Source organism: Geminicoccus harenae (assembly GCF_019800005.1).
Lineage (GTDB): Bacteria > Pseudomonadota > Alphaproteobacteria > Geminicoccales > Geminicoccaceae > Geminicoccus > Geminicoccus harenae.
In genome coordinates this window covers 49,751-74,552 of record NZ_JABGCL010000005.1, presented here as the reverse complement: position 1 = coordinate 74,552, position 24,802 = coordinate 49,751, and the positions used below count along the sequence as shown (strand labels likewise).

General features: G+C 67.6%; 27 protein-coding genes. 11 read left to right on the top strand and 16 right to left on the bottom strand.

Features of this window, described 5'->3' with window-relative positions:
* Positions 1-5: 5 nt before the first annotated feature.
* On the bottom strand, positions 6-647 hold the full coding sequence (locus HLA95_RS05565; protein WP_222182732.1) for a TetR/AcrR family transcriptional regulator: 642 nt from the start codon (positions 645-647) through the stop codon (positions 6-8).
* A gap of 153 nt (positions 648-800) precedes the next feature.
* On the opposite strand from HLA95_RS05565, the gene HLA95_RS05560 reads away from it, so the two are divergent.
* From HLA95_RS05560 to HLA95_RS05550, 3 genes are read left to right on the top strand one after another with little or no spacing between them, the layout of a single operon-like run.
* Positions 801-2,159, top strand: coding sequence for an NAD(P)-dependent oxidoreductase (locus HLA95_RS05560; protein WP_191060202.1), 1,359 nt, complete (start codon positions 801-803; stop codon positions 2,157-2,159).
* A 12-nt stretch (positions 2,160-2,171) separates the two neighbouring features.
* Positions 2,172-3,449, top strand: a complete 1,278-nt coding sequence (preA, locus tag HLA95_RS05555; RefSeq protein ID WP_191060201.1) for an NAD-dependent dihydropyrimidine dehydrogenase subunit PreA — start codon at positions 2,172-2,174, stop codon at positions 3,447-3,449.
* Positions 3,450-3,456: 7 nt separating this feature from the next.
* Positions 3,457-4,083, top strand: coding sequence for a glutathione S-transferase family protein (locus tag HLA95_RS05550; protein ID WP_191060200.1), 627 nt, complete (start codon positions 3,457-3,459; stop codon positions 4,081-4,083).
* Positions 4,084-4,256: 173 nt separating this feature from the next.
* Here HLA95_RS05550 and HLA95_RS05545 read toward each other — a convergent pair whose 3' ends face one another.
* The 6 genes from HLA95_RS05545 to mepA all read right to left on the bottom strand — a co-directional run bounded on the left by HLA95_RS05545 (position 4,257) and on the right by mepA (position 9,264).
* The gene (locus HLA95_RS05545) at positions 4,257-4,865 is read right to left on the bottom strand and encodes a calcium-binding protein (RefSeq protein WP_191060199.1); all 609 of its coding nucleotides are present in this window, start codon (positions 4,863-4,865) and stop codon (positions 4,257-4,259) included.
* 507 nt (positions 4,866-5,372) lie between these two features.
* The gene (locus HLA95_RS05540; RefSeq protein ID WP_191060198.1) at positions 5,373-6,266 is read right to left on the bottom strand and encodes a crotonase/enoyl-CoA hydratase family protein; all 894 of its coding nucleotides are present in this window, start codon (positions 6,264-6,266) and stop codon (positions 5,373-5,375) included.
* Between the two features lie 234 nt (positions 6,267-6,500).
* The gene (gene aac(3)-IV, locus HLA95_RS05535; RefSeq protein ID WP_255591511.1) at positions 6,501-7,265 is read right to left on the bottom strand and encodes an AAC(3)-IV family aminoglycoside N-acetyltransferase; all 765 of its coding nucleotides are present in this window, start codon (positions 7,263-7,265) and stop codon (positions 6,501-6,503) included.
* 76 nt (positions 7,266-7,341) lie between these two features.
* Complete coding sequence (locus HLA95_RS05530) at positions 7,342-7,863, bottom strand: molybdopterin-binding protein (RefSeq protein ID WP_191062042.1); 522 nt, start codon at positions 7,861-7,863, stop codon at positions 7,342-7,344.
* Positions 7,864-7,925: 62 nt separating this feature from the next.
* A complete protein-coding gene (locus HLA95_RS05525; protein WP_191062041.1) occupies positions 7,926-8,315 on the bottom strand; it encodes a surface-adhesin E family protein in 390 nt (129 codons plus the stop codon).
* A 100-nt stretch (positions 8,316-8,415) separates the two neighbouring features.
* Positions 8,416-9,264 carry a penicillin-insensitive murein endopeptidase gene (gene mepA / locus HLA95_RS05520; protein ID WP_222182727.1) on the bottom strand — a complete coding sequence of 283 codons (849 nt, stop codon included), beginning with the start codon at positions 9,262-9,264 and terminating at the stop codon, positions 8,416-8,418.
* A gap of 82 nt (positions 9,265-9,346) precedes the next feature.
* On the opposite strand from mepA, the gene HLA95_RS05515 reads away from it, so the two are divergent.
* The 5 genes from HLA95_RS05515 to HLA95_RS05495 all read left to right on the top strand — a co-directional run bounded on the left by HLA95_RS05515 (position 9,347) and on the right by HLA95_RS05495 (position 13,450).
* On the top strand, positions 9,347-10,039 hold the full coding sequence (locus tag HLA95_RS05515; protein ID WP_191060066.1) for a metal-dependent hydrolase: 693 nt from the start codon (positions 9,347-9,349) through the stop codon (positions 10,037-10,039).
* A gap of 50 nt (positions 10,040-10,089) precedes the next feature.
* On the top strand, positions 10,090-10,944 hold the full coding sequence (locus HLA95_RS05510) for an alpha/beta fold hydrolase (protein ID WP_191060065.1): 855 nt from the start codon (positions 10,090-10,092) through the stop codon (positions 10,942-10,944).
* An 18-nt stretch (positions 10,945-10,962) separates the two neighbouring features.
* Positions 10,963-11,415, top strand: a complete 453-nt coding sequence (locus HLA95_RS05505; protein WP_191060064.1) for an OsmC family protein — start codon at positions 10,963-10,965, stop codon at positions 11,413-11,415.
* A 101-nt stretch (positions 11,416-11,516) separates the two neighbouring features.
* On the top strand, positions 11,517-12,692 hold the full coding sequence (locus HLA95_RS05500; RefSeq protein ID WP_191060063.1) for an iron-containing alcohol dehydrogenase: 1,176 nt from the start codon (positions 11,517-11,519) through the stop codon (positions 12,690-12,692).
* A 5-nt stretch (positions 12,693-12,697) separates the two neighbouring features.
* Positions 12,698-13,450, top strand: a complete 753-nt coding sequence (locus tag HLA95_RS05495) for a class I SAM-dependent methyltransferase (protein ID WP_191060062.1) — start codon at positions 12,698-12,700, stop codon at positions 13,448-13,450.
* Positions 13,451-13,486: 36 nt separating this feature from the next.
* Here HLA95_RS05495 and HLA95_RS05490 read toward each other — a convergent pair whose 3' ends face one another.
* The 9 genes from HLA95_RS05490 to HLA95_RS05450 all read right to left on the bottom strand — a co-directional run bounded on the left by HLA95_RS05490 (position 13,487) and on the right by HLA95_RS05450 (position 21,176).
* A complete protein-coding gene (locus tag HLA95_RS05490) occupies positions 13,487-14,266 on the bottom strand; it encodes a DUF899 domain-containing protein (protein WP_370467475.1) in 780 nt (259 codons plus the stop codon).
* A gap of 66 nt (positions 14,267-14,332) precedes the next feature.
* Positions 14,333-14,779 carry an SRPBCC family protein gene (locus HLA95_RS05485; RefSeq protein WP_191060060.1) on the bottom strand — a complete coding sequence of 149 codons (447 nt, stop codon included), beginning with the start codon at positions 14,777-14,779 and terminating at the stop codon, positions 14,333-14,335.
* The gene (locus tag HLA95_RS05480) at positions 14,740-15,126 is read right to left on the bottom strand and encodes an ArsR/SmtB family transcription factor (protein ID WP_191060059.1); all 387 of its coding nucleotides are present in this window, start codon (positions 15,124-15,126) and stop codon (positions 14,740-14,742) included. Before HLA95_RS05480 ends, HLA95_RS05485 begins: the two co-directional genes overlap by 40 nt.
* A gap of 89 nt (positions 15,127-15,215) precedes the next feature.
* Positions 15,216-16,595, bottom strand: a complete 1,380-nt coding sequence (locus HLA95_RS05475; RefSeq protein WP_222182725.1) for a DUF1593 domain-containing protein — start codon at positions 16,593-16,595, stop codon at positions 15,216-15,218.
* Between the two features lie 571 nt (positions 16,596-17,166).
* Positions 17,167-18,135: a cyclase family protein gene (locus HLA95_RS05470; RefSeq protein ID WP_191060308.1), complete on the bottom strand. Its 969-nt coding sequence runs from the start codon at positions 18,133-18,135 to the stop codon at positions 17,167-17,169.
* Positions 18,136-18,188: 53 nt separating this feature from the next.
* Positions 18,189-18,881 (bottom strand): ABC transporter permease, encoded by a 693-nt coding sequence (locus tag HLA95_RS05465; protein WP_191060307.1) that lies wholly within the window; start codon positions 18,879-18,881, stop codon positions 18,189-18,191.
* A 14-nt stretch (positions 18,882-18,895) separates the two neighbouring features.
* Positions 18,896-19,606, bottom strand: coding sequence for an ABC transporter permease (locus HLA95_RS05460; RefSeq protein ID WP_191060306.1), 711 nt, complete (start codon positions 19,604-19,606; stop codon positions 18,896-18,898).
* A 30-nt stretch (positions 19,607-19,636) separates the two neighbouring features.
* The gene (locus HLA95_RS05455) at positions 19,637-20,431 is read right to left on the bottom strand and encodes an ABC transporter substrate-binding protein (RefSeq protein ID WP_223861574.1); all 795 of its coding nucleotides are present in this window, start codon (positions 20,429-20,431) and stop codon (positions 19,637-19,639) included.
* Between the two features lie 67 nt (positions 20,432-20,498).
* Positions 20,499-21,176, bottom strand: a complete 678-nt coding sequence (locus tag HLA95_RS05450; RefSeq protein ID WP_191060304.1) for a TetR/AcrR family transcriptional regulator — start codon at positions 21,174-21,176, stop codon at positions 20,499-20,501.
* A gap of 184 nt (positions 21,177-21,360) precedes the next feature.
* Here HLA95_RS05450 and HLA95_RS05445 point away from each other — a divergent pair, with 184 nt between their 5' ends.
* The 3 genes from HLA95_RS05445 (at position 21,361) to HLA95_RS05435 (ending at position 24,772) form a co-directional block, all read left to right on the top strand.
* Positions 21,361-22,479 (top strand): HlyD family secretion protein, encoded by a 1,119-nt coding sequence (locus HLA95_RS05445; protein ID WP_222182723.1) that lies wholly within the window; start codon positions 21,361-21,363, stop codon positions 22,477-22,479.
* 6 nt (positions 22,480-22,485) lie between these two features.
* On the top strand, positions 22,486-24,072 hold the full coding sequence (locus HLA95_RS05440) for a DHA2 family efflux MFS transporter permease subunit (protein ID WP_222182721.1): 1,587 nt from the start codon (positions 22,486-22,488) through the stop codon (positions 24,070-24,072).
* A 109-nt stretch (positions 24,073-24,181) separates the two neighbouring features.
* The gene (locus tag HLA95_RS05435) at positions 24,182-24,772 is read left to right on the top strand and encodes a hypothetical protein (RefSeq protein ID WP_191060435.1); all 591 of its coding nucleotides are present in this window, start codon (positions 24,182-24,184) and stop codon (positions 24,770-24,772) included.
* The last annotated feature ends 30 nt before the right edge of the window (positions 24,773-24,802 follow it).

The window sequence follows — 24,802 nt, the reverse complement described above, 5'->3', positions numbered from 1 at the left end:
GGGGCCTAGCCCTGGCCGGCCAGCGAGGCGGCGGGGCGGGCCGGTGACGGGATGCAGGCGCGCAGGATGAAGTCGGCCAAGGAGCGCGCGATCGCTTCCTGGGCAGCCGGGTCGGGCGGGGCACCGCGGACGGCTGCCACCTGCGGCGCGAAGTCGGCATAGGTCTGGGTGGCGGCCCAGATCGTGAACATGAGCTGGTGCGGGTCGACGGGCGCCATCCGCCCCTGGGCGATCCACTCCTGGATCACCAGGCTGCGCTCCTCGACCCACTGGCGCAGCTCGCCTTCCAGATAGTGCTGCAGCCGATGGCCGCCGCTCAGCATCTCGCGGGCGAACAGCCGGGACGCCGCCGGCCGGCTGAAGCTCATCCGGACCTTCTCGATCACGTAGGTTTCCAGCGCCAGGGCCGGGTCGTCCTCCGGGCCGAAGCCGCTGAAGCTCTCGTGCCAGAACCGCACCACCTCCTGTAGGAGGGCCACGTAGATCTGTTCCTTGGTGCCGAAATAATAGAGGATGTTCGACTTGGGCATGCCGGCAAGGTCGGCAATCGCCTGGGTGGTGGCGCCCTCCAGCCCCATCTCGGCGAACACCTCCTCGGCGGCGGCGAGGATGCGCGCGCGGTTCCTGCGGCGGATCTGGCCGGCCATTCACGGTTTCCTTCAGTTGTCGACGCACGCAGCCGAAATAGAATCGTTCTCGACTGGAATGATTCTTGACGGCACAGGCCTACCCAATAACGTGCCGTTAATGGGAACCCGATTCCGGCGCAAGATCAGGACGCCGGCGGAGACGACAGCAGCATGAGCGACATTGCCGGGCATCGGCTTTCGCCAGCGGACTATGCGGAAGCCTTCGCCGACCTCACCCCGCCTCTGTCCCGCAAGACGGCACTGGTGGAAGCGTCCCGTTGCCTGTTCTGCTACGATGCGCCCTGCGTGGAGGCCTGCCCCACCGGCATCGACATCCCGCGCTTCATCCGCGGCATCCAGACCGACAATGTCCGCGGTGCCGCCACCACCATCCTGGACGCCAACATCCTGGGCGGGACCTGTGCGCGGGTCTGCCCGACCGAGATCCTGTGCGAGGGCGCCTGCGTGCGCCTGGACCAGGACCACGAGCCGGTCGCGATCGGGGCGCTGCAGCGTTATGCCACCGACTTCCTGTTCGTTTCCGGAGAGCAGCCCTTCGTACGCGCCGCGGCGACGGGTAAGCGGATCGCGGTGGTGGGTGCCGGGCCGGCCGGGCTCGCCTGCGCCCATCACCTGGCCAGGCTCGGTCACGAGGTCGTGATCTTCGAGCGGCGGCCGAAGGGCGGCGGGCTCAACGAGTACGGCATCGCCACCTACAAGATGACGGACAACTTCGCCCAGCGGGAGCTCGACTTCCTCCTGGCCCTGGGTGGCATCGAGCTGCGCTGCGGCACGACGCTGGGTGAGGACCTGCATCTGGCCGACCTCGTGCACGAGTTCGACGCGGTGTTCCTGGGCATCGGGCTTGGCGGCAGCAATGCGCTGCGGATCGAGGGCGAGGACCTGCCGGGCGTGGAGAACGCGGTGGCGTTCATCGAGGCGCTGCGCCAGGCGCCGGACAAGGGCGAGCTGCCGATCGGCCGGGACGTGGTGGTGATCGGCGGCGGCAACACCGCGATCGACATGGCGATCCAGGCGCGGCGCCTGGGTGCCGAGAACGTCACGATCGCGTACCGGCGCGGCTCGGCGCAGATGGGGGCCACCGGCTACGAGCAGGAACTGGCCCAGACCAACGGGGTGACCATCCGCACCTGGGTGGCCCCGGTGCGGATCCTGGGCGCGGACGGTGCGGTCAGCGGGATCGAGCTGGAGCACACCAGGATCGGCGAAGGCGGCGTGCTGGCCGGCACGGGCGAGCGCTTCGTGCTGCCGGCGGACCAGGTGTTCAAGGCGGTGGGCCAGCATCTGGTGCCGGCCGCCCTGAACGGCAGTGCCATGCGGCTGGAGCTGGCGGGCGGCAAGGTCGTGGTGGACGCCGAGCGACGCACCACCCTGCCCAAGGTCTGGGCCGGCGGCGACGCGATCGGGCTGGACCAGGATCTCACCGTGGTGGCGGTCGAGGACGGCAAGCAGGCCGCCCGCTCGATCCACCATGCCCTGTCGGCCGGGCCCGGCCTGGGCGGCAACTGAAGGAGCGACGTCATGGCCGATCTGCGCTGCACCATCGCCGGCGTGAAGTCGCCGAACCCGTTCTGGCTGGCCTCGGCACCGCCGACCGACAAGGAATACAACGTCGTCCGGGCGCTCAAGGCCGGCTGGGGCGGCGTGGTCTGGAAGACGCTGGGCGAGGACCCGCCGGTCGTGAACGTGTCGTCGCGCTATGGGGCGGTGACCTATCGCGGCCAGCGCATGGCCGGCTTCAACAATATCGAGCTGATCACCGACCGGCCGCTCCAGGTGAACCTGCAGGAGATCACCCGGGTCAAGCGCGACTTCCCGGACCGGGCGATCCTGGTCTCGCTGATGGTGCCCTGCACCGAGGAGGCCTGGAAGGGCATCCTGCCGCTGGTCGAGGCGACCGGGGCAGACGGGGTCGAGCTGAACTTCGGCTGCCCGCACGGCATGTCCGAGCGCGGCATGGGCTCGGCGGTGGGCCAGGTGCCCGAATATATCGAGATGGTGACGCGCTGGTGCAAGCAGACGACCCGGATGCCGGTGTTCGTCAAGCTCACCCCCAACGTCACCAACATCCTGGCCCCGGCCCGGGCCGCGGTGAAGGGCGGGGCGGATGCGGTCAGCCTGATCAATACGGTGAACTCGATCACCGCGGTCGACCTGGACCGGATGGCGCCGGAGCCGGTGGTGGGCGGCAAGGGCGCCCATGGCGGCTACTGCGGCCCGGCGGTGAAGCCGATCGCACTCGGCATGGTGGCCGAGATCGACCGCGACGGGGAATGCGGCGAGATCCCGATCAGCGGGATCGGCGGGATCGAGACCTGGCGGGACGCGGCGGAGTTCATTTCGCTGGGGTGCGGCTCGGTGCAGGTCTGCACCGCGGCCATGCATTACGGCTTCAAGATCGTCGAGGACATGGCATCCGGCCTGTCCAACTGGATGGACAGCAAGGGCTACCGGACCATCGACGAGTTCATGGGCTTGGCGACCCGCAACTACCGCAACTGGGGCGACCTCGACCTCAACTACAAGATCGTCGCCAACATCAACCAGGACCTGTGCATCAAGTGCGGGCTCTGCCACATCGCCTGCGAGGACACCTCGCACCAGTCGATCTTCGCACTGCGCGAGCAGGGCAAGCGCAAATACGTGGTCAACGAGGCCGAGTGCGTGGGCTGCAATCTGTGCATGCATGTCTGTCCGGTGGACGACTGCATCACCATGCAGGAGCGCGACACCGGCCGGCCCTACCTCAACTGGAGCATGCACCCGAACAACCCGATGCGGCTGAAGGCGGCCGAGTGAGCCGCCCATGTTCCTGATCGGCCAGTACGACTCGCCCTTCGTGCGGCGCGTGGCGATCGCCATGCGCCTCTACGGCCTGCCCTTCGAGCAGCGGCCCTGGTCGGTATTCGGCGACGCGGAGAAGATCGCCGCCTACAACCCGCTGATCCGGGTGCCGACCCTGGTGCTGGACGATGGCGAGGTGCTGATCGAGAGCGGGGCGATCCTGGACCATCTGGACGGGCTGGTGCCGCCGGAACAGGCCATGATCGCCCGTGCCGGCGACGCCCGCCGCCACACACTCAAGACCTGCGCGCTGGCGATGGGTCTGGCCGACAAGGCGGTGAGCCTGTTCTACGAAGGTGCTTTGCACCGGGAGAAGTCGGCGGTCTGGGTCGAGCGCTGTGCCAGGCAGATCGCCGCGGTGCTGGACGTACTGGAAGCCGGGCGCGCCTCTCGGACCGGCCCCTGGTGGTCAGGCGAACGGATCGGCCATGCCGACATCGCGGTCGCAGTGGCGTTGCGCTTCCTCCAGGACGCCCACCCCGGCCGGTTCGAGCGGGAGCGTTGGCCAGCACTGGCGGCGCACTCGGACAGGTGCGAGGCGCTGCCGGTGTTCAAGGAGATCGCGCAGGGGTTCTCGCCGCCGGCTTGATCGGCGGGTTCGCGACATCCATGACGGTGGCATGATGATGGTCCCAGCGCTGACGACCGGTTGCTACTCTTCTGGGAGCCATACCGGCCTGGGTGGCGCGGAATGCCCAAACATCGTCGACGCAGTGCCCAGTCCCGCCGTGGCAGGGGCGGCCGCTACGGCCGCCCGAGTGATCAGATATTAAGCCACCCTGCGAATATGTCCGGGATCTCGTTCAGGCTCTCGACGTCCTGCAACGTCAGGGCCTGAAAAGGGATCGGCTCGAAGGCGAAGTCGGCATTGCTGAGGTCGTCGGGACTAACGTCATTGATACGCACGCTGTCGTCGTCCAGCAATATCAAGGTGCCCCCACCCGTTGCGTCCTCCAGTTCCAGTTCGCTCACGTCCTCGACGCCAAAGCCTGCCAGCACGATCTTGTCCAAACCCTGCTCGAAGTCGAGGATGGTAAGACTTTCGTCGCCCTGACTCACCACGAATATGTCGCCGTTACGGCCGCCTTGCGCGGAATCGTTGCCTGGTCCCCCGATGATCATGTCACTGCCGCTGCCGCCCTGCAGCCGGTCAGAATCTTCGCCGCCGGAAAGGCAGTCCCTCCCGGTACCACCAATGATGTTGTCACGCCCTTCTTCACCAAACAGGTCGTCATTGCCGCTGCCGCCCTCCACGCGGTCGTTGCCCAGGCCTGCAGATATGATGTCGTTACCACCCAGCCCCTTGATCACGTCGTTTTCGTCAGTACCAACAAGATCATCTTCACCAAGATTATTGATTATCTCGGCCATCTTCATTCTCCCGCGGCATGGAGATCTTCACCCAGCATTGCCTGTTCGGCCAACTATAAGTCACGAGTCATCATACAACTAGATACGCAGCACATGACATTAATTTTCTCTATGAAATTGATTATTATATCAGCGCAATTAACTTCCCGTTTTGGTTGTACTCATCGGCACATCCGCTACAAGATGCAGGCTAATATTGTTGCCAATTCGAAAGTTTCAGCGGCGCATTACTGAACACTATACAATACTCAAGCATCATGGATCTAAACATCGGCAGCCTTTCAGGGACGACGATGTTGAGGGCGTGAATTCTCAACGATTCTAAACAACTACGTCTGGGACCACCTCATTCGTAATCATGGTCGAGTTTTCAGATCATGTCAAAATACATTTGGAACAATAGAAATATCATCGAATTATTTATGCCATTCATTTTTGATACTGACTGTTCATCGGTTATCGATCCTGGATTATTGCCAAAATGACATGGAGTTTCCTTGGGAACGATCATGCCCCTACCCTTCGCCGCTCCTGCACCCGCGCCAAAGCCTGCATCCGCCGCAGGGAGTCCTCGCCCAGGCCCAGCGTCAGGTCCGTCCAGATGCGGACCACGTCCAGCATCTCGTCCAGGCCCAGCGCTTCGGCACGGCGGCGGGACTGGTGCAGGGCGACCTCGCCCGGCAGGCGGGCGCGGTGGGTGTCGATGTAGCGGAGCAGGGTGGCCTTGGCAGTGCCGGGCTCGGCGACCAGCGAGACGGCGCCCGCCTGCTCCGCCTCCTCGGCGGTCCAGCTCTGGCCGGACAGGATCAGGCGGGTGGCCGCGGCGCTGCCGAGCTTGCGGATCATGATCGAGGTGGCGCCCATGCCGGGGAACATGTTGAACAGGATCTCGGGCAGGCCGAACTTGGCGCCGCGCTCGGCCACCACCAGGTCGTCGGTCAAGATCGCCTCGAAGCCGCCGCCCAGCGCATCGCCCTCGACCAGGGCAGCGGTCATGATCGGCAGGTCGAGCGAGCGGTAATTGTCGTGGAGGATCTCCACCGCCTGCTCGGCATAGGCCAGCAGGCCCGCCCGGTCGCCCTCGCGGATGAAGCGGCAGAAGGTCGAGAGGTCGCCGCCCAGGCTCCAGGCACGCGGCGCGTCCGAGGCCCAGACCAGCCACTGGAAGGGCAGGTCGCGCGGGTCGCGGATCCCGCCGAACAGCTCCTTCAGGCGGAGCTGGACCCGGCGCATGTCGCGCATCAGCTCCGGCGTGAAGCAGGCGCGCTCGGGGTGGCGCATGCGCAGCCAGAGAATGCCCCAGCTCGGGTCGTAGTCGATCTCGAGCTGCCGGATGTCTTCGGCGATCGCTTCCTGCCAGGTCTGGGTGGAGGCGAATCCGGCAAGCGTTCCGATCGACATTGGGCAGTTCCTTCACGGGCAGCGCGTGAATGTTTACTTGATTTAAACCATTTTCGCCGTCCATATGGTTCATGGGCCATTAACTATTCTATCCAGATACATCAGTATCATGGTGTTACACTGCGCCTTCCCGGAACGGGAACGGGCTGCACGGCTGCATGGGAGCAGATCCAGGAGCCATTGGTCGTTGCCGGCCGTCCGGGTCGGCCACGGCACCGTCGGCACGGCAGATTTTCAGGCCAGGCTGGCGCGGGCCTCGTCGCATTCGGCGCAGCCAGCGCCGGGCGGGTGCAGGAACAGGAGCGGGTCGGCCGCCAGATGTGCCGTGGCCAGCCGGACGATGTCCCGGGCGCGGGCGAGCCTAGCGTGCCCGTGGCCGACCGGCCCCTCCCGCTGCAGGCCGGCCGTGCGCAGCCACTCGTCGGCCAGGGCGAAGCGCTGGCAGCAATGGTTGTTCTCGGCATAGGTGAGCCGCACCGGCCGACCGTTCTTGAGCACGGTCAGCCAGGACGGGGTCCGGTAGGGCACGCCGGCGATCAGCTCGGCCAGGTGCAGCGTCGTGTCGGCATCGTGGCCCACGCCCAGCAGCAGCACCTGCCCGTCCAGCTCGTGGACCCGGCCCACCGGGCTTTGCGGGATGTGCGGCGGCAAGGGCAAAGGATCGGCGGTGATCCGCTCCGCCAGTGGGCCATGCGCCGCGAAGGCCTGGGCATGATCGCTGCGCCGTACGTTTGGCCGGTGCCAGAACCGGTCGGCGACGACACCCAGATCGGCCGCCGCCGGGCTGCGCGCCGGGTCGAACGGCTGGTCGTCGTCGCCCGACCAGGACGGCATCACCAGCGTGCCGTCGGGGCCGATCGCCGCCAGCAGCGCGTCGATCAGCCCGTCCGGGCCGCCCTCGACCGGCCGTGTCGCCCGGAACGACGTGTGGACGAGCAGCACGCCGCCCGCAGCCACGCCGAGGTCACGGAGCTGGCGGACGACCTCGCCGCGGTTCAATCGATCGCCACCAACAGGCCGGATGACCTGGCCACGGCCTGGGCCGTGCCCCTGGTGCGGTTGCGGGCGCTGATCTTCATGGCGCCACCCCGTCCGTCGCCTCGATGCGGATGATGTCGTCGACATGGCGGCCGCCCGACTTGTCGCCCGGCAGCACCAGGCGGGCCAGGCCCTCGACTGGCTCGCCGTCCTGCGCATGGGCGACCAGGGCCTGCGCGCCGCCGAACATCGGGGCGATCTCGCCGCCCGAGAGCACCACCTGGTAGCCGTCCCGCCCGGTGACGGTGAACACGCGGCGCAGGATCGCGTTCTTGGTGGCCTCCTCCGTCAGGCCCGCTTCCTCCAGGAGCGTCCACAGCAGCACGCCCTCGAAGCTGGCCTCCACCGGGCCATGGCCGGTGCTGAAGAACACCCGGGCGGTGCTGGCGGGGTGCCGCGCGAGATCCTCGCGGCGCAGTGTCACCGCCTGGCCATCCGGCCCGGCGAGCAGCAGGGCATCGGTCGGCTGCCCGTCGGCGCGGGCAGGCGGGGAGAGCGATCCCATCGCCAGCAGGACGATGGCGATGGCGATCCTGGCAAGGCGGGTGGCCGCTGGCATTCATCGACTCCGTATCCAGCAATCCTATGTTCAGCGATACGGAACGGCCGGCAGCTTGTCGACTAGCGGCAGACCGCCTGGCGGGCGACGTCGGCGCTGGAGCCTTCCGGCTCCTTCAGGGTCAGCGGCACCCGCTCGCGCTTCTGCGCCAGGGACCGGGTGCCCTCCGCGTCGCTGAACAGGGTGATCTTGTCGGTGGTGACCGTGCCGGAGCGGCAGTCGAAGCGGGCGTCGAACCGGGCGGACGCGATCACCGGGCCGTCCAGGTCAAGCGGGGTGGCATAGAGGACCCGGTAGGAGATGGCGCGGACCTCGGCGGCGGCCTGCTGCTTCATCTTGCTGGCGTCGATGAAGACCTGATTGCCCTTGGCCGACACGCCCACGGCTTCCCAGCGGGCGGCAAAGGCCGGCGTGGCGAGGACGAGAAGAGCCAGCATCGCCAGCAACCGCATGCAACCGCTCCCCCTGTGTCGGCATTGGCCCGATCCTAGGGGCAGTTCCCGCCTCGACGCAAATTGGATGCGTCCAGCGCCGCGCCTCTGCCCGGATCGGTCAGGGCGCCTCGAGCACGGTGCGGCACTGGGCGGGAAGGTCGTCCAGCCGCAAGGGCGGGGGCGGCGGCTCGTCGGAGGGCTGCCAGGGCTCGTCGCTGAGCCACCAGGCCAGTTCCGCGCCGCAGCCATCGCCCGGGGGCGGCGGCTCCTGTGGCCGGCAGGCCGGCTGGCCGTCCGGGCAGCGCAGGCGAATGTGGAAATGGGCGTCGTGCCCCCACCAGGGCCGGACCTTGCCGAGCCAGGCCCGGTCGGCCCCGGCCGTGGTGCATAATCTCTGCTTGATGCCGGGATGGACGAAGATCCGCTCGACCTCCGGCTGCAGCGCCGCGGTGCGGATCATCGCCAGCTGGGCCGGGCCCAGCAGATCCGGATCGGCCTCGCGCGTGCTTGGCCGCAGCATCGACACCGCCCCGATGCTTTCCCGCTCCGGATCGGACAAGGCGCGACCGGGCATAGGCGTCAGCCAGATGTCGGCATCCAGCCCGATCTGGTGGCTGGCATGGCCGGTGCGCATCGGCCCGCCACGCGGCTGGGCCATGTCGCCCACCAGGATGCCGGGCCAGCCCTGGCCGCGCAGGTCCCGGGCCAGGCGCTCGATCACCCGGATGAGGTCGGGATGGCCCCAGCCGCGATTGCGCGACGGGCGCATGGTCTGGTAACCCTCGCCGCCCCGCGGCAGGGCCACCGCACCGGCGAGGCATCCCTTGGCGTAGCTGCCGAACACGGCGGCTGGTGCCGGGGCCGGCGTCGTGGCGCTACCGAACAACTCCTTGGCGGGCGGCTCCGCCGCCAGGGCAGATGGCGTCGCCGGAAGTGCGAGCAGGATGGGCAGGAGGAGCGCCTTCATGCGCCCGGTCTAGCCCTGTCGTTCGGGCTCGCCTAGCTTGCGACGCTTTTTGCCAACCAGATTTGGAACAGGTGGAAACAAGATGCTCAGAGTAACCTGGCTCGGCCATTCCGCGATCCACCTCCGGATCGGCGAGCGCTCGGTGCTGTTCGACCCGTTCCTGACCGGCAACCCGTCCTATCCGGAAGGTGCCCTGGAGAAGCTCGGCGACATCGACTTGATCTGCCTGACCCATGGCCATGAGGACCATCTGGGCGACACGGTGCCGATCGCCAAGCGCACGGGCGCCCCGGTGGTCACCGCCTACGAGATCGCGCTGTATCTGGGCAGCCAGGGCGTGGAAAATGTCGAGCCGATGAACCCGGGCGGCCAGATCGAGGTGGCGGGCCTCCAGGTGGCGCTGACCCGCGCCTACCATTCCTCCAGCATCCACGAGAACAACGTCGCCCGCTATCTGGGCAATCCCTGCGGCATCGTGGTGCGCAACCACGAGGACAGCTTCTACCATGCCGGCGATACCGACCTGTTCTCCGACATGTCGCTGATCCGCCGGCTCTACCGGCCGCGCGTGGGTGCCCTGCCGATCGGCGACCGCTTCACCATGGGCCCGCGCGCCGCGGCCATCGCGCAGAACGAGTTCCTGCAGATGGACGCAGTCCTGCCGATCCACTGGGGCACGTTCGATGCGCTGACCGGCTCGGCCGACGAGTTCCAGACGGAGGTCAACCGCGGCCAGGTGCTGCGCGCCAAGCCGGGCGAGACGATCGAGATCTGAGGGAGCGCACCGGCGCAACGGAACGGAGTGCAGCACGAAAGGATCTGCCCATGGGTTCCGAGAGCACCGATCCGGCCGGCTGGGATCTGTCCGGGCGCTTCGATTTCCACGGCCATGAGATCCGCTACGGGATCATCGGCCAGGGCAGGCCGCTCGTGCTGCTGCACGGCACGCCGTTCTCCTCGCTGGTCTGGCGGCGGATCGCGCCCTGGCTGGCCCGGTACCGGCAGGTCCATTACTTCGACCTGCTCGGCTATGGCCGGTCGGCCAAGCCGGTGGGCGACGTCTCGCTGGGCGTCCAGAACGGGCTGTTCGCCGCACTGCTCGATCACTGGCACGTGGAGCGGCCGGACGTCGTCGCGCACGACTTCGGCGGTGCCACTGCGCTGCGCGCCCATCTGCTCGACCGGCGTGACTACCGCTCGCTCACGCTGATCGACCCGGTGGCGATCGGGCCGTCCGGCTCGGCCCTGGTGCAGGCGGCCAGGGACCACGAGGCGGTGTTCGCCGCACTGCCTGCCTACATCCACGAGGCGATCCTGCGCGCCTATATCGGCGGCGCGGTCTTCAACGGGCTGCGTGATGGCGAGATGCAGCTTTATCTCGATCCATGGCTCGGCGAGGCGGGGCAAAAGGCGTTCTATCGCCAGATCGCCCAGATGAGCGACCGCTACACCGACGAGATCGAGCAGCGCCTGGGCGAGGTGCGCTGCCCCACGGCCATCCTCTGGGGCGAAGAGGACACCTGGATCCCGCTGGAGCGGGGCCAAGAGCTCGCCAGGCGCATCCCTGGCGCGACCTTCACTTCGGTGGCGCAGGCAAGGCACCTGGTCCAGGAGGACGCGCCGGAAGCGGTGGTCGCGACCGTGCTGGACCTCCTCGCCCGGCCCGACGCGACGCAATGACGGCGACAGGAAGCACCGATGGCGACCTATACCGCAGACATCAGCTGGCAGATCCAGGACGGCGAGGACTTTCCGAGGGGCCGTTACAGCCGCGGCCATACGGTCGGCTTCGACGGCGGCGTGGTCATGCCGGCCTCGGCCTCGCCGCACGTGGTCGGTAAGTGGGCAGTCCCTTCGGCGGTCGATCCGGAGGAGATGCTGGTGGCGGCCATCTCGAGCTGCCACATGCTGTCCTTCCTCCATGTGGCCAGGCTCGCGGGCTTCACCGCGACTACCTACCGGGACCATGCGGAGGGCGTGATGGCCGAGATCGCACCCGGCCGGGAGGCGGTGACTCGGGTCGTGCTGCATCCCAGAGTCGAATGGCAGGGCACGGCACCGGACGAGGCGAAGCTCCAGTCCATGCATCATGAGGCGCATGAACTGTGCTTCATCGCCAACTCGGTGAAGACCGAGGTCACCGTGGCATGACCGGGCCCCGGTGCCCGATGGCGCAGCCGTACGTCAGCACCCTTACCGAGCCGGCGGGCCGGCGCTAAACCAGCCGGCGTCATCCGCCTTTGGACAGGCCCATGCTCGACTTTGCGACGCTCTCGACCACCTGGAACTATCCGACCCGCGTGCTGTTCGGCGCCGGTGCCGTCGGCAAGCTCGCCGAGGCCTGCAAGGCGGCGGGCATGCAGCGCCCGCTCGTGGTGACCGATCCCGGCATCGTCAAGCTGCCGATCATGGGGACGGTCCTGGACACGCTGAAGGCCGGCGGGCTCGAGGCGGCAGTGTTCTCCGAGGTGAAGCCCAACCCGGTCGCGGCCAATGTCTCGTCCGGCCTGGAAGTGTTCCGCGCCGGCAGGCATGACGGGGTGGTGGCGCTGGGCGGCGGCTCGGGCCTGGATGCCGGCAAGGTCATCGCCTTCATGGCCGGCCAGACCCGGCCGATGTGGGACTTCGAGGATATCGGCGACTGGTGGACCCGGGCCAACCCGGACGGCATCGCACCGATCGTGGCGATCCCGACCACGGCCGGCACCGGCTCGGAGGTCGGCCGCGCCGGCGTGATCACCGACGAGCGCACCCACACCAAGAAGATCATCTTCCACCCGAAGATGATGCCCGGCACGGCGATCCTCGACGCCCAGATGACGGTCGGCCTGCCGAAGAACCTGACCGCCTGGACCGGCTTCGACGCGCTGGCGCACTGCCTGGAGGCCTATTGCGCGCCGGGCTTCCACCCGATGGCGGAAGGCATCGCCGTGGAAGGCATCCGGCTGGTCAAGGACGCCCTGCCCAAGGCGGTGGCCGACGGGGGCGATCTGGAGGCGCGCGGCAAGATGCTGATCGCCTCGGCCATGGGTGCCACCGCCTTCCAGAAGGGCTTGGGCGCCATCCATTCGCTGAGCCATCCGGTCGGCTCGATCTACGACACCCATCACGGCCTCACCAACGCCGTGTTCATGCCCTATGTGCTGGCGTTCAATCGCGAGGTGATCGCGGAGCGGATGGAGCGGCTCTCGGCCTGGCTGGGCCTGTCCGGCACGTCCGGCTACGACGCCTTCCTCCAGTGGGTCCTGCGCCTGCGCGAGGATCTGGGCATCCCCAACACGCTGGAGGGGTTGAAGGTCGGCGCGGACAGGTTCGCCGAGATGGCCAAGATGGCCGAGGTCGATCCCACGGCCGGCTCCAACCCGCGCAAGCTCACCGCGGCGGATGCCGAAGCGCTCTACCAGAACGCGCTCGCCGGCAAGCTCTGAGCCGGATGGGCGGCCAGGGCTTCAAGGATCACTTCTCCGGCGCCGCGCAGGGTTATGCCGCGCATCGCCCGAGCTACCCTGAGGCCCTGGTCGACTTCCTGGCCGGCGAGGCACCCGGCCGCGATCTCGCCCTGGACTGCGGCTGCGGCAGCGGCCAGCTCTCGACCCTGCTCGCCGCCCGGTTCGCCCGCCTGGTCGCGACCGATGCCAGCGCCCAGCAGATCGCGGCGGCCACGCCTCATCCCGGGGTCGAGTATCAGGTAACACCAGCAGATCAGAGCGGCCTGCCGGACGGCAGCGTCGATCTGGTCACCGCTGCCCAGGCGGCGCACTGGTTCGACCTGCCGGCCTTCTATGCCGAGGTACGGCGGGTGGCACGGCCGGACGGCGTGCTGGCGCTGATCAGCTACGGCATCATGGAGCTCGACGGGCCAGCCGGCCCGGTCATGCAGCGCTTCTACCGCGACACGATCGGGCCGTACTGGCCGCCCGAGCGCCGCCATGTCGAGGAGGGCTACCGGTCCCTGCCCTTCCCGTTCCGGGAGTTCGCGGCCCCGCCGCTCGCGATCGAGGTCGCGTGGCGGCTGGACGACCTGATCGGCTATGTCGGGACCTGGTCCGCGGTGCAGCGGGCGCGCACTGCCCTCGGGCAGGATCCGATCACCCCGTTCCGGGCGGAGCTGCTGCCGGCCTGGGGCGAGCCGGAAACACGCCGGCCGATCCGCTTCCCCCTGTCGCTGCGGGTCGGGCGGGTCTGACGGGCTAGGGCCTACTGATGTCGCTCGCCCGAACGGTCATGCCGGCACCGGCTCCGCATGGCAGGCGCAGGCGGGCGTGCCCGCCACCTCGTAGCGGTCGTGATGGCGGACCCAGTCGCGCAGGTCGCCGTTCGGGCCGTTCTCGTTGCGGCCGAACGGGGTGAGGTCCAGGAAGTTGTAGGCGCCGACCAGGCGCTCGTCGCCGCGGGCGAAGGTCGAGTAGGTGTGGAAGACTTGGCCTTCGGCGTCCTTGTGGAAGACGCTGATGCCGGGCAGCTCGTCGGATACGTAAGGTTGCGACGCGTAGTTGTAGTAGACGTCGCCGCGCTGCCGGTCGTCCTCGGTGAAGGACACGTCGAAGTCGAAGTTGAAGTCGCTGTTCAGCGAGGACACCCAGCAAAACGTCCAGCCCATCCGCCGGCGGAACGCCTCGATCTTGGCCAGCGGAGTGCGCGAGACGGCGGCGAAGGCGACATCGTGATGGTCCAGATGGCGGAAGGCCGGCTCGACATGGTCGGCCATGAACGAGCAGCCGACGCAGCCCTCCTCCCAGTCCGGGCCGAACATGAAGTGCTGGACGACCAGCTGGCTGTGCCGGCCGAACAAATCGGGCAGGCCAACCGGCCCTTGCGGCGCCTCGAACCGGTAGTCCTTTTCGATCCGCACCCAGGGCAGTGCCCGCCGCTCGGCCGCCAGCGCGTCCTGCGCGCGGGTCAGCGCCTTTTCCTTCGCCAGATGCGCCTTGCGCCGGGCGAGCCATTCCTCGCGGGTCACCACCTCATGCATGGGACATGCTCCTTCCTGCCCGAAGCGCATGCGGCATCGGCCGGCACTCCGGGTCGGTTGCCGTGAACGAAGGAAAGCGGCAGGGACCGCGCCGGCTCAGCCCGGGCCGGCGTCCCGCTCGACCAGGGCTGCCAGCTTCTCGACCGCGCCGGTCCAGCCGGAGCGATGCGCGTCGCGCGCCGCCTCGTCGAAGAACTGCTCGTGGGTCAGCGTCATCACCGTCCCGTCACCGTCCGGCCTCAGCGCCACCGTCACCAGCGATTCCCGTTCCGGCGTGCTGCGCCAGGCCCAGGTGAACACCAGGCGCTGGTGCGGCACCACCTCGCGATACTCGCCGCTGACATCGTGGCGCTCGCCGTCCAGGGTGTGGAAGCCGATGTGGAAGCGCCCGCCGGCCCGGACATCGGTCTCGGCCTGCACGGTGGGGCCCGCGTCCGGGCCGAACCACTGGACCAGCTGCCGGGGCTCGATCCAGGCCGACCAGATCCGCTCCGGCGACGCCTTCAGGCGCCGCCGGATGGTGAGGCTGGGCTTGGCGGACATTCAACCTCCTCGAGCGGCGCGTCCTTCTCCAGGAAGGCGGCCAGGCGATCGATGCGCTCGGTCCAGAACTGCTGGTAGCGGGACAGCCACGCCATGGCCTCCTCCATCGGGGCGGCGTTGAGCCGGCAGGACACGACCCGGCCCGACTTGCGGCGCTCGATCAGGCCGGCGTCGGACAGGACGTCGAGATGCTTCATGATCGCCGGCAGCGAGACCGGGAACGGGCGGGCGAGTTCGCTCACCGACAGGGTCTCGACCTGGCCGAGCCTGGCGAGCAGGGCACGCCGCGTAGGATCGGCCAGGGCGGCGAAGGTGCGGTCGAGGATCGGGTCGGATTGCTTAACCATTGAGTTAAGCATTAGCCCGCCGTCATCTCCGCGTCAAGATGGGAAGGAGCCCTGGCTCCCCGGCCTCTTTGCCGGGGAGCCGTGGACGTTTACTTCTTCACGTTCACCAGCACCCGCTGGTAGCGGGTCAGCCTGGGCGAGCCGTTGTCGGTGACTTCCAGGATCACGTTCAGCGGCTTCGACAAGGCGCTGCCCGGCGCGGTCAGGGTCGCCTTGGCGGAGGTGGCGTTGTCGATCCGGACGTTGCCGAAATAGTCGCTGACCTCCTTGTAGACCCACCAGCGATAGCTCAGCCGGTCGCCGTCTGGATCGCTGGACCTGCTGGCATCGAGCGTCACCTTGCCGCCCGGCTTGACCGTGACCGTGCTGGCACTGGCGAGCCTGGCCACCGGCGGGTGGTTGGCCTGGGCGTAGCTGGTCTCCAGCCAGCGGGCGCGGGCCGCAAAGTCGGCCTGATAGGCCGGGCGCCAGCGTGCCACCGACATGCGGCGCGACTTCACGCCATCCACCTCGTCCAGCAGAGTTTCCGAGGTGTAGAGATTCTTCGAGATCTTGTAGTATTTGTCTTCCTTGGTGTAGCGGCCGCCCCAGCCACCGGCCTTGGGCAGTTCCGGGTCGCTGAGCCCGATCGGCAGGATATGGAGGAAGGACGGGCTGTCGCCTTCCTTCAGGCCGTTCTCCGTGGTGTTGAGCGGGTACATCCTGCCGAGATTGCCGCGATTCCGGATGTTCGCGTTCAGCCAGTTCGCGTTCTGCATCGACTGGTCGCCCAGCAGGTACATGCCCCGGAAGGTGGCCGACTTCGAGCCGTCATGCTCGATGCTGGCAATCCAGAACATCTCCTTGGCGTTGTCCATCAGGTACTGGCCGGGCTCGGGCGAGTACTGGCTGAGGCTGATCGAGTAGACCCGCAGCTTGCGCTGGAACGCGATGAAGGCCGCCTCGGAGCGGGTCGACTTCACGTTGTAGATCGCCTGGGCCAACTCGCGGATGCCGCCCCAGACCAGGACCCAGATCGGCCCCTTCGACTGGTCGACCATGTAGACGATGTGCTTGGCCGCGGCGGAATCGTAGCCCTTGCCGACCTTGTTGTTGAGGCTCAGCCCCGGCTTGACCCGGCCCTTCAGCAGGCTGGCCGTGGGGAAGTTCGGATCATGCTGCCGCAGCTTGGCCAGATCCTTGCCGTAGGCGTCGAGCACGTTGTTGACCAGATCCGGCCGCACCGGCCCTTTCGGGATATAGGTCGGCAGGATGCCCTTGATGCTGAGCTCGTTGCTGTAGAGCAGCATCCGGATCAGCGATTGGGTATCATCGGGATCCTGGCCGATGTCGGTCAGGACGATCACCTCGGGTGCTGCCGCTCGCGCGGGCGACCAACCCGCCGTCTGGCCCAGCGCCAGCAGCGCCAGCGAGGCCGTCAGGACCAGTCGCCCGCCCTGCCCGGCCAGCTTCGCAATGAACCGTCTCACTTTCCCTCCGCTCGGCATCCGTGACGGTCGAGCCGGGGCAGGTCGCGTGCACGCGGCGGCATTCGGGCAGGAGGGATGCACGATCCGCTCCGGTCCAGCGGGAACTGGTCAGCCATCAGTCATTCACGCAGAAATGAGGTGGAATTTTCTCTCCATCCGGCTAGGGAGCACCCAGCCACGAAAAGAATCGACAGAAATTCCAGATTCTCATCTAGCCCTTGTGACAGCTGCCTCCCGCACCACCGCGTATATACAAGACAAACCTGTCCTGTGCGCACTGGAATCACTTCCAGCGACATCCGGCAACTCCCCGGTAACCATCTGGTAGGGCTACTTTCCGGAAATTGCAAACCACATGGCCCGGGTTTTCCGGGAGTGCGGGCAATGGATGGAAATGTTTCGACGGCCGGCAGCAATGGCCCGGTGGCCGATGGAAGCGGAAGAGCGGCCGATGTTCCGGGCAGCATTGGGCGGCCGCCGCTGCTGCGGCGACCACCCAGTTCATGTCACCCGTCCGCTAGATGCGGCAATATGCCGCATAAATGCTACCAGGACGAGTGGGCAGGGCCGGTCAGAGCAACGGCATCGCCACTGGCCGCATCGGCGTTCCGGTGGCGCCACGCAACTTGATGCAGGCACCGAAGAAGGCGAACTCGTACACCTTGTCGGCGATGAGCTCGTCCAGGAACGCCATCTCCAGGATCGGCACCCCTGCCTCGGCCAGCAGGTAGGTGTGCACCGGGAAGAAGTTGAGCGGATGGGCGCCGGGCGTCTGCTCCAGCGTCAGGTTGTCGGCGCCGATCATGATCGCGCCGTTCTTGCACAGGAACTCCGCCCCCTCCCGGTTCAGGCCGGGCGTGTTCTGGGTGAAGCTCATGTCCGGCCACTTCTTCATCTGGCCGGTGTTGATCAGCACCACGTCGCCCAGCTTCAGCTCGAGCTTCTGGTGCTTCAGGCAGTCGTCCAGGTCCTTGGCCCCGATGCCGTAGCTGGGCGGCAGCGTCTCCACCCCATGCATCGCCGCGACGTCGAGCAGGATGCCGCGCGCCAGGATCGGCGGATACTTCTCCGGCCCGCACTTGGTCCAGGCCCGGCTGCCCAGATACTGCTCGGCGGTGAAGCCGTTGAAGATCTGGCCGTTATAGCCGAAGTGGTTGAACGTATCGATATGCGTGCCGCAATGGGTGTACATCGAGATCGCGTCGCCCGAGTAGGCGACGAGCTGGTTCGCCTCCAGGCTCGCCCCCATGCTGTTACCGGCGATCTCGCCGGCCGGCGTGTGGGTCATCCAGATCTGGTAGGGCTGGTCACCGGCGCCGAACCAGCCGGGCATGCCGATGAAATGGTCGACCGAGAGGTCGAAGATCTTGGTGGCATCGGCGCGGCCCAGGATCGCGGCGCGCGAGGCGCCGTCGATCACGTTCAGCATCCCGATCTCGTCGTCCGGCCCGTAGGGGCTCTTCGTGACCTTGTGGAATTCGGCGTTGTAGGCGACGATCTTCTGTTTCTCGGCCTCGCTCACATAGCATACGACGCACATGGGCGCTTCCTCCCGCTTCGTTCGAGGGCTCGTCTCGACGGCACGCCGGCGTCCTAGCCGGTGCGCGGCCGCAGATGCGCGAACCAGGACCGCTCCAGGCGGCGCATGGCAAGGGTGATCAGCCAGGTCAGGGCCAGATAGCACGCCCCGGCGGTTATGAAGGCCTCGAAGGGCGCATAGTAGCGGGACTGGACCAGGCGGGCGGCGCCGGTCAGGTCCAGCACGGTGACGATGCTGACGATCGAGCTGCCGTGCAGCATGAACACGATCTCGTTGCCATAGGCCGGCAGTGCCCGGCGGAATGCGCTGGGCAGGATGATCCGGCGCATCAGCAGGCCCGGCGACATGCCGCAGGCGCGGGCGGCCTCGATCTCGCCCTTGGGCATGGTCTGGATGGCGCCGCGCAGGATCTCGGCGGTGTAGGCCGCGGTGTTCAGCACGAAGGTCAATAGCGCGCAGAACCAGGCTTCGCGCAGCAGGAACCAGAACGGGCTGGCGCGTACCGCCGCAAACTGGCCCAGGCCGTAATAGATCAGGAAGAGCTGGATCAGCAGCGGCGTGCCGGTGAAGCAGTAGGTGTAGAACCAGGCCGGGGCGTTGATCAGCGGGTTGCGGCTGGCGCGCATGATCCCGACCGGGATCGCCAGGATGAGGCCGACCAGCAGCGAGACCGCCACCATCCAGACCGTGTTCCACAGGCCCAGCGCATAGAACTGCCAGCTCTCCAAAACGACGCTGAAGTCCAACCCCTGCCCCCTTTCTAGCGGTAGGGCCGCTGGGCCCGCGCTTCCAGCGTGCGCAGGACCAGGAGCGAGGCGGTGGTGAACAGGAGGAACAGCACCGCGACGAACAGGTAGAAGGTGAACGGCAGCCGGGTGGCGCCCACGGCGTACTGCGCCTTGCGCACCATGTCGTCCAGGCCGATCACCGACAGCAGTGCGGTCGACTTCAGGAGCACCAGCCAGTTGTTGGTGATGCCGGGCAGGGCATGGCGGACCGCCTGGGGGAACAGGACGCGGCGGAACACCTGGAACGGAGTCATGCCGAAGGCGCGCGCACTCTCGAGCTGGCCGTGCGGCACCGCCAGGATGGCGCCGCGGAAAGTCTCGGCCATGTAGGCGCCATAGATGACCGCGAGGGTCAGCACGCCGGCGATGAACGGGTTGATGTCCAGATAGCCGATCGGCGTGCCGCCCTGCGCCTCGATCCAGGGATCGATGGCGGCAACCAGCTTGTTCACCAGGATCTGGCCGCCGAAGAAGATCAGCAGCATCAGCACCAGATCGGGGATGCCGCGGATCACCGTGGTGTAGGTGAGTGCCGCACCGCTGGCGAAGCGGCTACCGGACAGGCGGAGCAGGGCGACCGCGATGCCGATCAGCACGGCCAGCACGACGGACAGGAGGGCGGAGGCCAGCGTCAGCCGCGCCCCTTCCAGGATGGTCCATCCATAGCCGTGCAGGTCGAGCATGCGTAGCAGCCGCGAGTCGCCCCGGCCGGCTCAGTCGCCGTACACGTCGAAGTCGAAATACTTGCTCTGGATCTCCTGGTACTTGCCGCTGGCCCGGATCCCCGCGATGGCCTTGTTCAGGAGCTCCACCAGGTCCTCGTCGCCCTTGCGCACCCCAATCCCGGCACCCAGGCCGAAATATTTCTCCTCGGTGATCGGCTCGCCGACGAACTGGAAGTCGGCGCCCTCGGGCCGCTTCAGCAGGCTCTCGGACAGGACCACCGCGTCCTCGAGCCGGGCGTCGACCCGGCCCGACACCAGGTCGAGCGTGGCCTCCTCGCCCGTGGCGTAGCGGACGATCTCCACGCCTGCCGGCTCCAGATTCTCGGTCGCGTAGCGGTCCTGGGTGGTCTCGCGCTGCACGGCGATCCGCTTGCCGTTCAGGCTCTCGGGCGAGCCGTCGATGCCGGAGTCCTTGTGCACCACCAGCCGGGTCGGCGTGTCGTAGTACTTGTCGGTGAAGTTGATGCTCTTCTTGCGCTCCTCGGTGATCGACATGGACGCGATGATCGCGTCGTACTTGTTGGCCAGCAGTGCCGGGATCATCCCATCCCAGTCCTGCTGGACCAGCTCGCACTCGACCTTCAGCTCCTCGCAGAGCGCATAGGCGATGTCGACGTCGAAGCCGGCGAGCTGTCCGTCCGGCGTCACGTAGTTAAACGGTGCATAGGCGCCTTCCGTGCCGAACCGGATCTTGGTCCATTCCTTGGCCTCGGCCGTGCCGAGCGTGACCAGGCTGACGGCCAGGGCCAGCGCGCCGAGGACAGTTCTTCTTGGCTTGAGCACGGCAAATATCTCCTGCTGCGGCAATCGTCCGCCCATGGGGAGACAGTCGACGAGGCGCGGAGCAGCGTCAAGCGACGCCGGGGGCGTAGGCCTTGAGGAAGCGGTCGACCGCCGTGCGGGCCAGCAGGGCGCGCTCGCTGCGGTGCGGCAGGGTGGGCACCGCGAACAGGGCGCGCAGATGGAGGTCCGCCCGTATCAGGCTGATCAGGTCGACCGCGGCCCGCTCCGGATCGGGGACTTCGATCTCGCCCCGCCCGGCCGCCTCGGCCAGCACCCGCGCCAGTGTCCCGCGCAGCCGGAGCGGGCCGTTCTCGTAGAAGGTCATGCCGAGCTCGGGTGCGCGCACCGACTCGGCCATGATGGTGCGGTAGATCGCGACCACGTCCGGGCGGAGGATGAAGTCCAGGAAGCCTTCGGCGAACGCCACGAGCCTTGTGCGCAGGTCACCCTCGCCCGGCAGGGCCACCATGCCGCCATGGCCCTGGCAGGCATGGAGCACGACCGTGGCGAACAGTTCCTGCTTGCTCTGGAAATGCTCGTATACGGTGGCCTTGCCGACCTTCGCCTTGCGGGCGATGTCATCCATGCTGGTGGCGGCATAGCCCTTTTCCGCGAACAGCATCCTGGCGGCATGCAGCACCGCCTGCGGCTTGCCGGCAGCCTCGCCCGGGAGCTGGCAGTCCTGGAGTTCGGGAAGAGGCAGCATGATCGTGGGCAGCACCAGAACTGAACGGTTCTCCATCATGGTGGAGCAGGATCGTCGCTGCGACAAGGACGTAGCTAGGCGATCCCGGCAGGACAGACTTGCACGGCCTTCAGAACTGAACGGTTCAGTTTCCACTTGATCCTGGGAGGGCACGGGCGCATCTGCCGGAAGTTCATTCCTGTTGCACGCCGGCGCTGCCGGTGACGGTCCGAAGGTTGTGATCATGGCGGGCGTGAAGAAACTCGTGCTGGGCAGTCTCGCGGCGGCCGCGATCGTCGGCGGCGGCTGGGCCGGCTGGCAGTACTGGCACGAGTGGCGCTTCGTCGAATCCACCGACAACGCCTATGTCCAGGCAGATACCGCGCCGATCGCGCCCAAGGTCGCGGGCATGGTCCAGGAGGTGCGCGTAGTCGACGACCAGCGGGTCCATGCCGGCGACCTCCTGTTCCGCATCGACCCGGTCGACTATGCCGCGGCCGAGGCGGCGGCCGGGGCGGCCGTGGAGGCGCAGACGGCGCGCATCGCCACGATCGGCACCCAGATCGAGCTGCAACGGGTCGTGATCGACCGGGCGAGCGCCGGCATCGAGGCGGCACGGGCGCAGCTCGAGCTGGCCCGCTCCGAATCCGAGCGCTCCAGCAAGCTCGCCCAGCAGAAATGGACCAGCCGCGAGACCTTGGAGCGCGCGACCTCCGAGGCGACCCGTGCCGCGGCCGCGCTGCGCCAGGCCGAGGCCGACCTCGCCAGTGCTAAGGGCCAGCTCGACGTGCTCCAGGCCCAGCGCACCGAAGCCGGTGCCGCCCTGCACGAGGCCGAGGCGCGGCTTGCCGCCGCCCGCGCCGACCTCGCGGCCACGGAGGTGCGCGCACCGGTGGACGGGGTGGTGGGCGGCAAGTCGGTGCAGGTCGGCCAGTATCTGCGCGCCGGCAGCCAGGCCATGCTGGTGGTGCCGCTGCCCGACGTCCATGTCGTCGCGAACTTCAAGGAAACCCAGATCGGCCGGATGCGGATCGGCCAGACCGTGCGGCTGGCGGTGGATGCTTGGCCGGACCGGGAGATCGAGGGCGTGATCTCCAGCCTGGCCCCGGCCAGCGGTGCCGAGTTCAGCCTGCTGCCGGCCGAGAACGCCACCGGCAACTTCACCAAGATCGTCCAGCGCGTGCCGGTCCGCATCGACCTGGAACCGGGCAACGCGCTGGCCGGCCTGCTGCGCCCGGGCCTCTCGGTGGAGGTCAGCGTGGACACACGCGGCGAGAGCGATGGCGCACAGCTCGCCGAGGGCGTGTTCGGTGCTGCGCAGCCGGCCGGCCTGGCCGGCGGATCGCTCGCCGACCGGCTCTGACGCACGATGGCCAGTTCGGCGGCAGTGGCGGCGGCAGCGCCCACCCGGGCGCCGGCCGGGCCGCGCCCGGTCGTGGTGCTGGGCTTCTTCGCCATGGTGTTCGGGATGTTCATGGCGATCCTGGACATCCAGATCGTCAGCTCGTCCTTGCGCGAGATCCAGGCTGGCCTGGCCGCCAGCTCGGACGAGATCGCCTGGGTGCAGACCAGCTACCTGATCGCGGAGGTCGTGATGATCCCGCTCTCGGGCATGCTGTCCCGGGTGTTCTCGACCCGGATCCTGTTCGCCGTCTCCTGCGGCACCTTCACCCTCGCCTCGTTCCTGTGCTCCACCGCCGGCTCGATCGAGGAGATGATCGTCTGGCGGGTGCTGCAGGGCTTTCTCGGCGGGGCGATGATCCCGACCGTGTTCGCCGCCAGCTTCATCCTGTTCCCGCCCGAGCGCCGTGCCGGCATCTCCGTGCTGATCGGCTTGGTCGCCACCATGGCGCCAACCATCGGCCCTACGCTCGGCGGCTGGCTCACCGAGACCTTCTCCTGGCACTGGCTGTTCCTGGCCAACGTGCCGCCCGGCATCATCGTGACGATCCTGGTCTGGCGGACGGTGGACATCGACAAGCCGGACCTCGGCCTCCTGAAGGGCTTCGACTGGCTGGGCCTGGCGGCGATGGCGGCCTTCCTGGGCTCGCTCGAATACGTGTTCGACGAGGGGCCGCGCTGGGACTGGCTGGACGATCCCGGCGTGCGCTACGCGGCGGTGATCGCGGCCGTGGCGGGCGTCCTGTTCTTCTGGCGGGTGCTGAGCTACCGCCAGCCGATCGTGGAGCTGCGCGCGTTCCGGGACCGGAACTTCGCGATCGGCTGCGTGCTGAGCTTCGTCCTGGGCATCGGCCTCTACGGCTCGGTCTATCTGCTGCCCCTCTTCCTGGCCAGCGTGCGCGGCTACAACGCGCTCCAGATCGGCCAGATCATGTTCGTCACCGGCCTGTTCCAGTTCCTCTCCGCCCCGCTGGCCGGGATGCTCAGCAAGAGGATGGATCTCCGGGCGATGCTGGCGCTGGGCCTGATCCTGTTCGGCCTGGGCGTCTACCTGAACCACGAGGTGACCAACCAGAGCTCGCTGGCCGAACTGTTCCTCCCGCAGGCGATCCGCGGCGTGTCGCTGATGCTGTGCTTCCTGCCGATCAACACGCTGGCGCTGGGCACCCTGCCGCCCGACCGGATCAAGAACGCGTCCGGCCTCTACAACCTGATGCGCAACCTGGGTGGGGCCATCGGCCTCGCCCTGATCAACACGGCGATCGACCACCGGATGGCGCACCACATGCGCCATCTCCTGGACCAGCTCAGCCTGTCGCGCGGCATCGTGGCCTCGACCCTGGAATCGATGAGCGGCCGCATGGGCGATCTTCTGGCCACCGATCCCGACCAGGCGGCCTTGCGCACGCTGGTCGGCATGGCCGAGCTCGAGGCCAGCGTGCTCACCTATGCCGACTGCTTCTTGCTGATGTCGGCGGTGTTCTTCCTGGCGCTCCTACTGATGCCACTGGTGCACAAGCCGAAGGCCGCGGGGCCTTCCCCGGACGCGCACTGACGGAACATCGGCAAACTAGTGCTGCGGATCACAGACACGTGTAAGTATCGTATCTAATAGATTCGACGCCGGACCCGTTCCGGTCAATCGACATCTAGAGGATACCAGGATGAGCACTCGACCGAGCTCATGTCGAACCCGCACGCCCGCACGGCTGGCGGTGGCGGTGCTGGCAGCAGGGCTGGCGCTGCCCGGGGCCGCGAAGGCCGATCCGTGCGCACCGCTCATGAACGACCTGGTCGCCTGGGTGAACGCCAACCCCGGCAACTCGGTCACGTTCAACTGGGCGATGAACTACCAGGCGAACGGCCGCTGGACGGTGAACTACGGCACCGGCTCGCTGGGCAAGGGCCGGGTGGTCGTGATGCCCGGCAGCAGCTCCAACCCGCTGCTGGGTGGCCCGCGCCTGCGCTTCAGCGCGCTGTCCGGCGATGCCAAGCGCACCTTCAGCGACCGGAGCTTCTGCCGCCAGCAACCGGCGCCCGGCCAGTTCGTCTTCTGCGGGGAGATGCAGAACTTCGACGTCAGGCAGTCCGAGAAGGTGGCGCTCGACCTGTTCTCGGACGGCAGCGTGCTGGTGGCACACCGCTTCGGGCCGACCGCGGCGGTCTGCCACGGCACCAAGTTCCTGACCATCAACTACTGGGACGGCTTCGACAGCTTCACCTTCCAGAAGCAGTCGCCGCTGGTCCTCAAGTAGCAGGGGCCGGGCCGTACTGCAGGCGGCCCG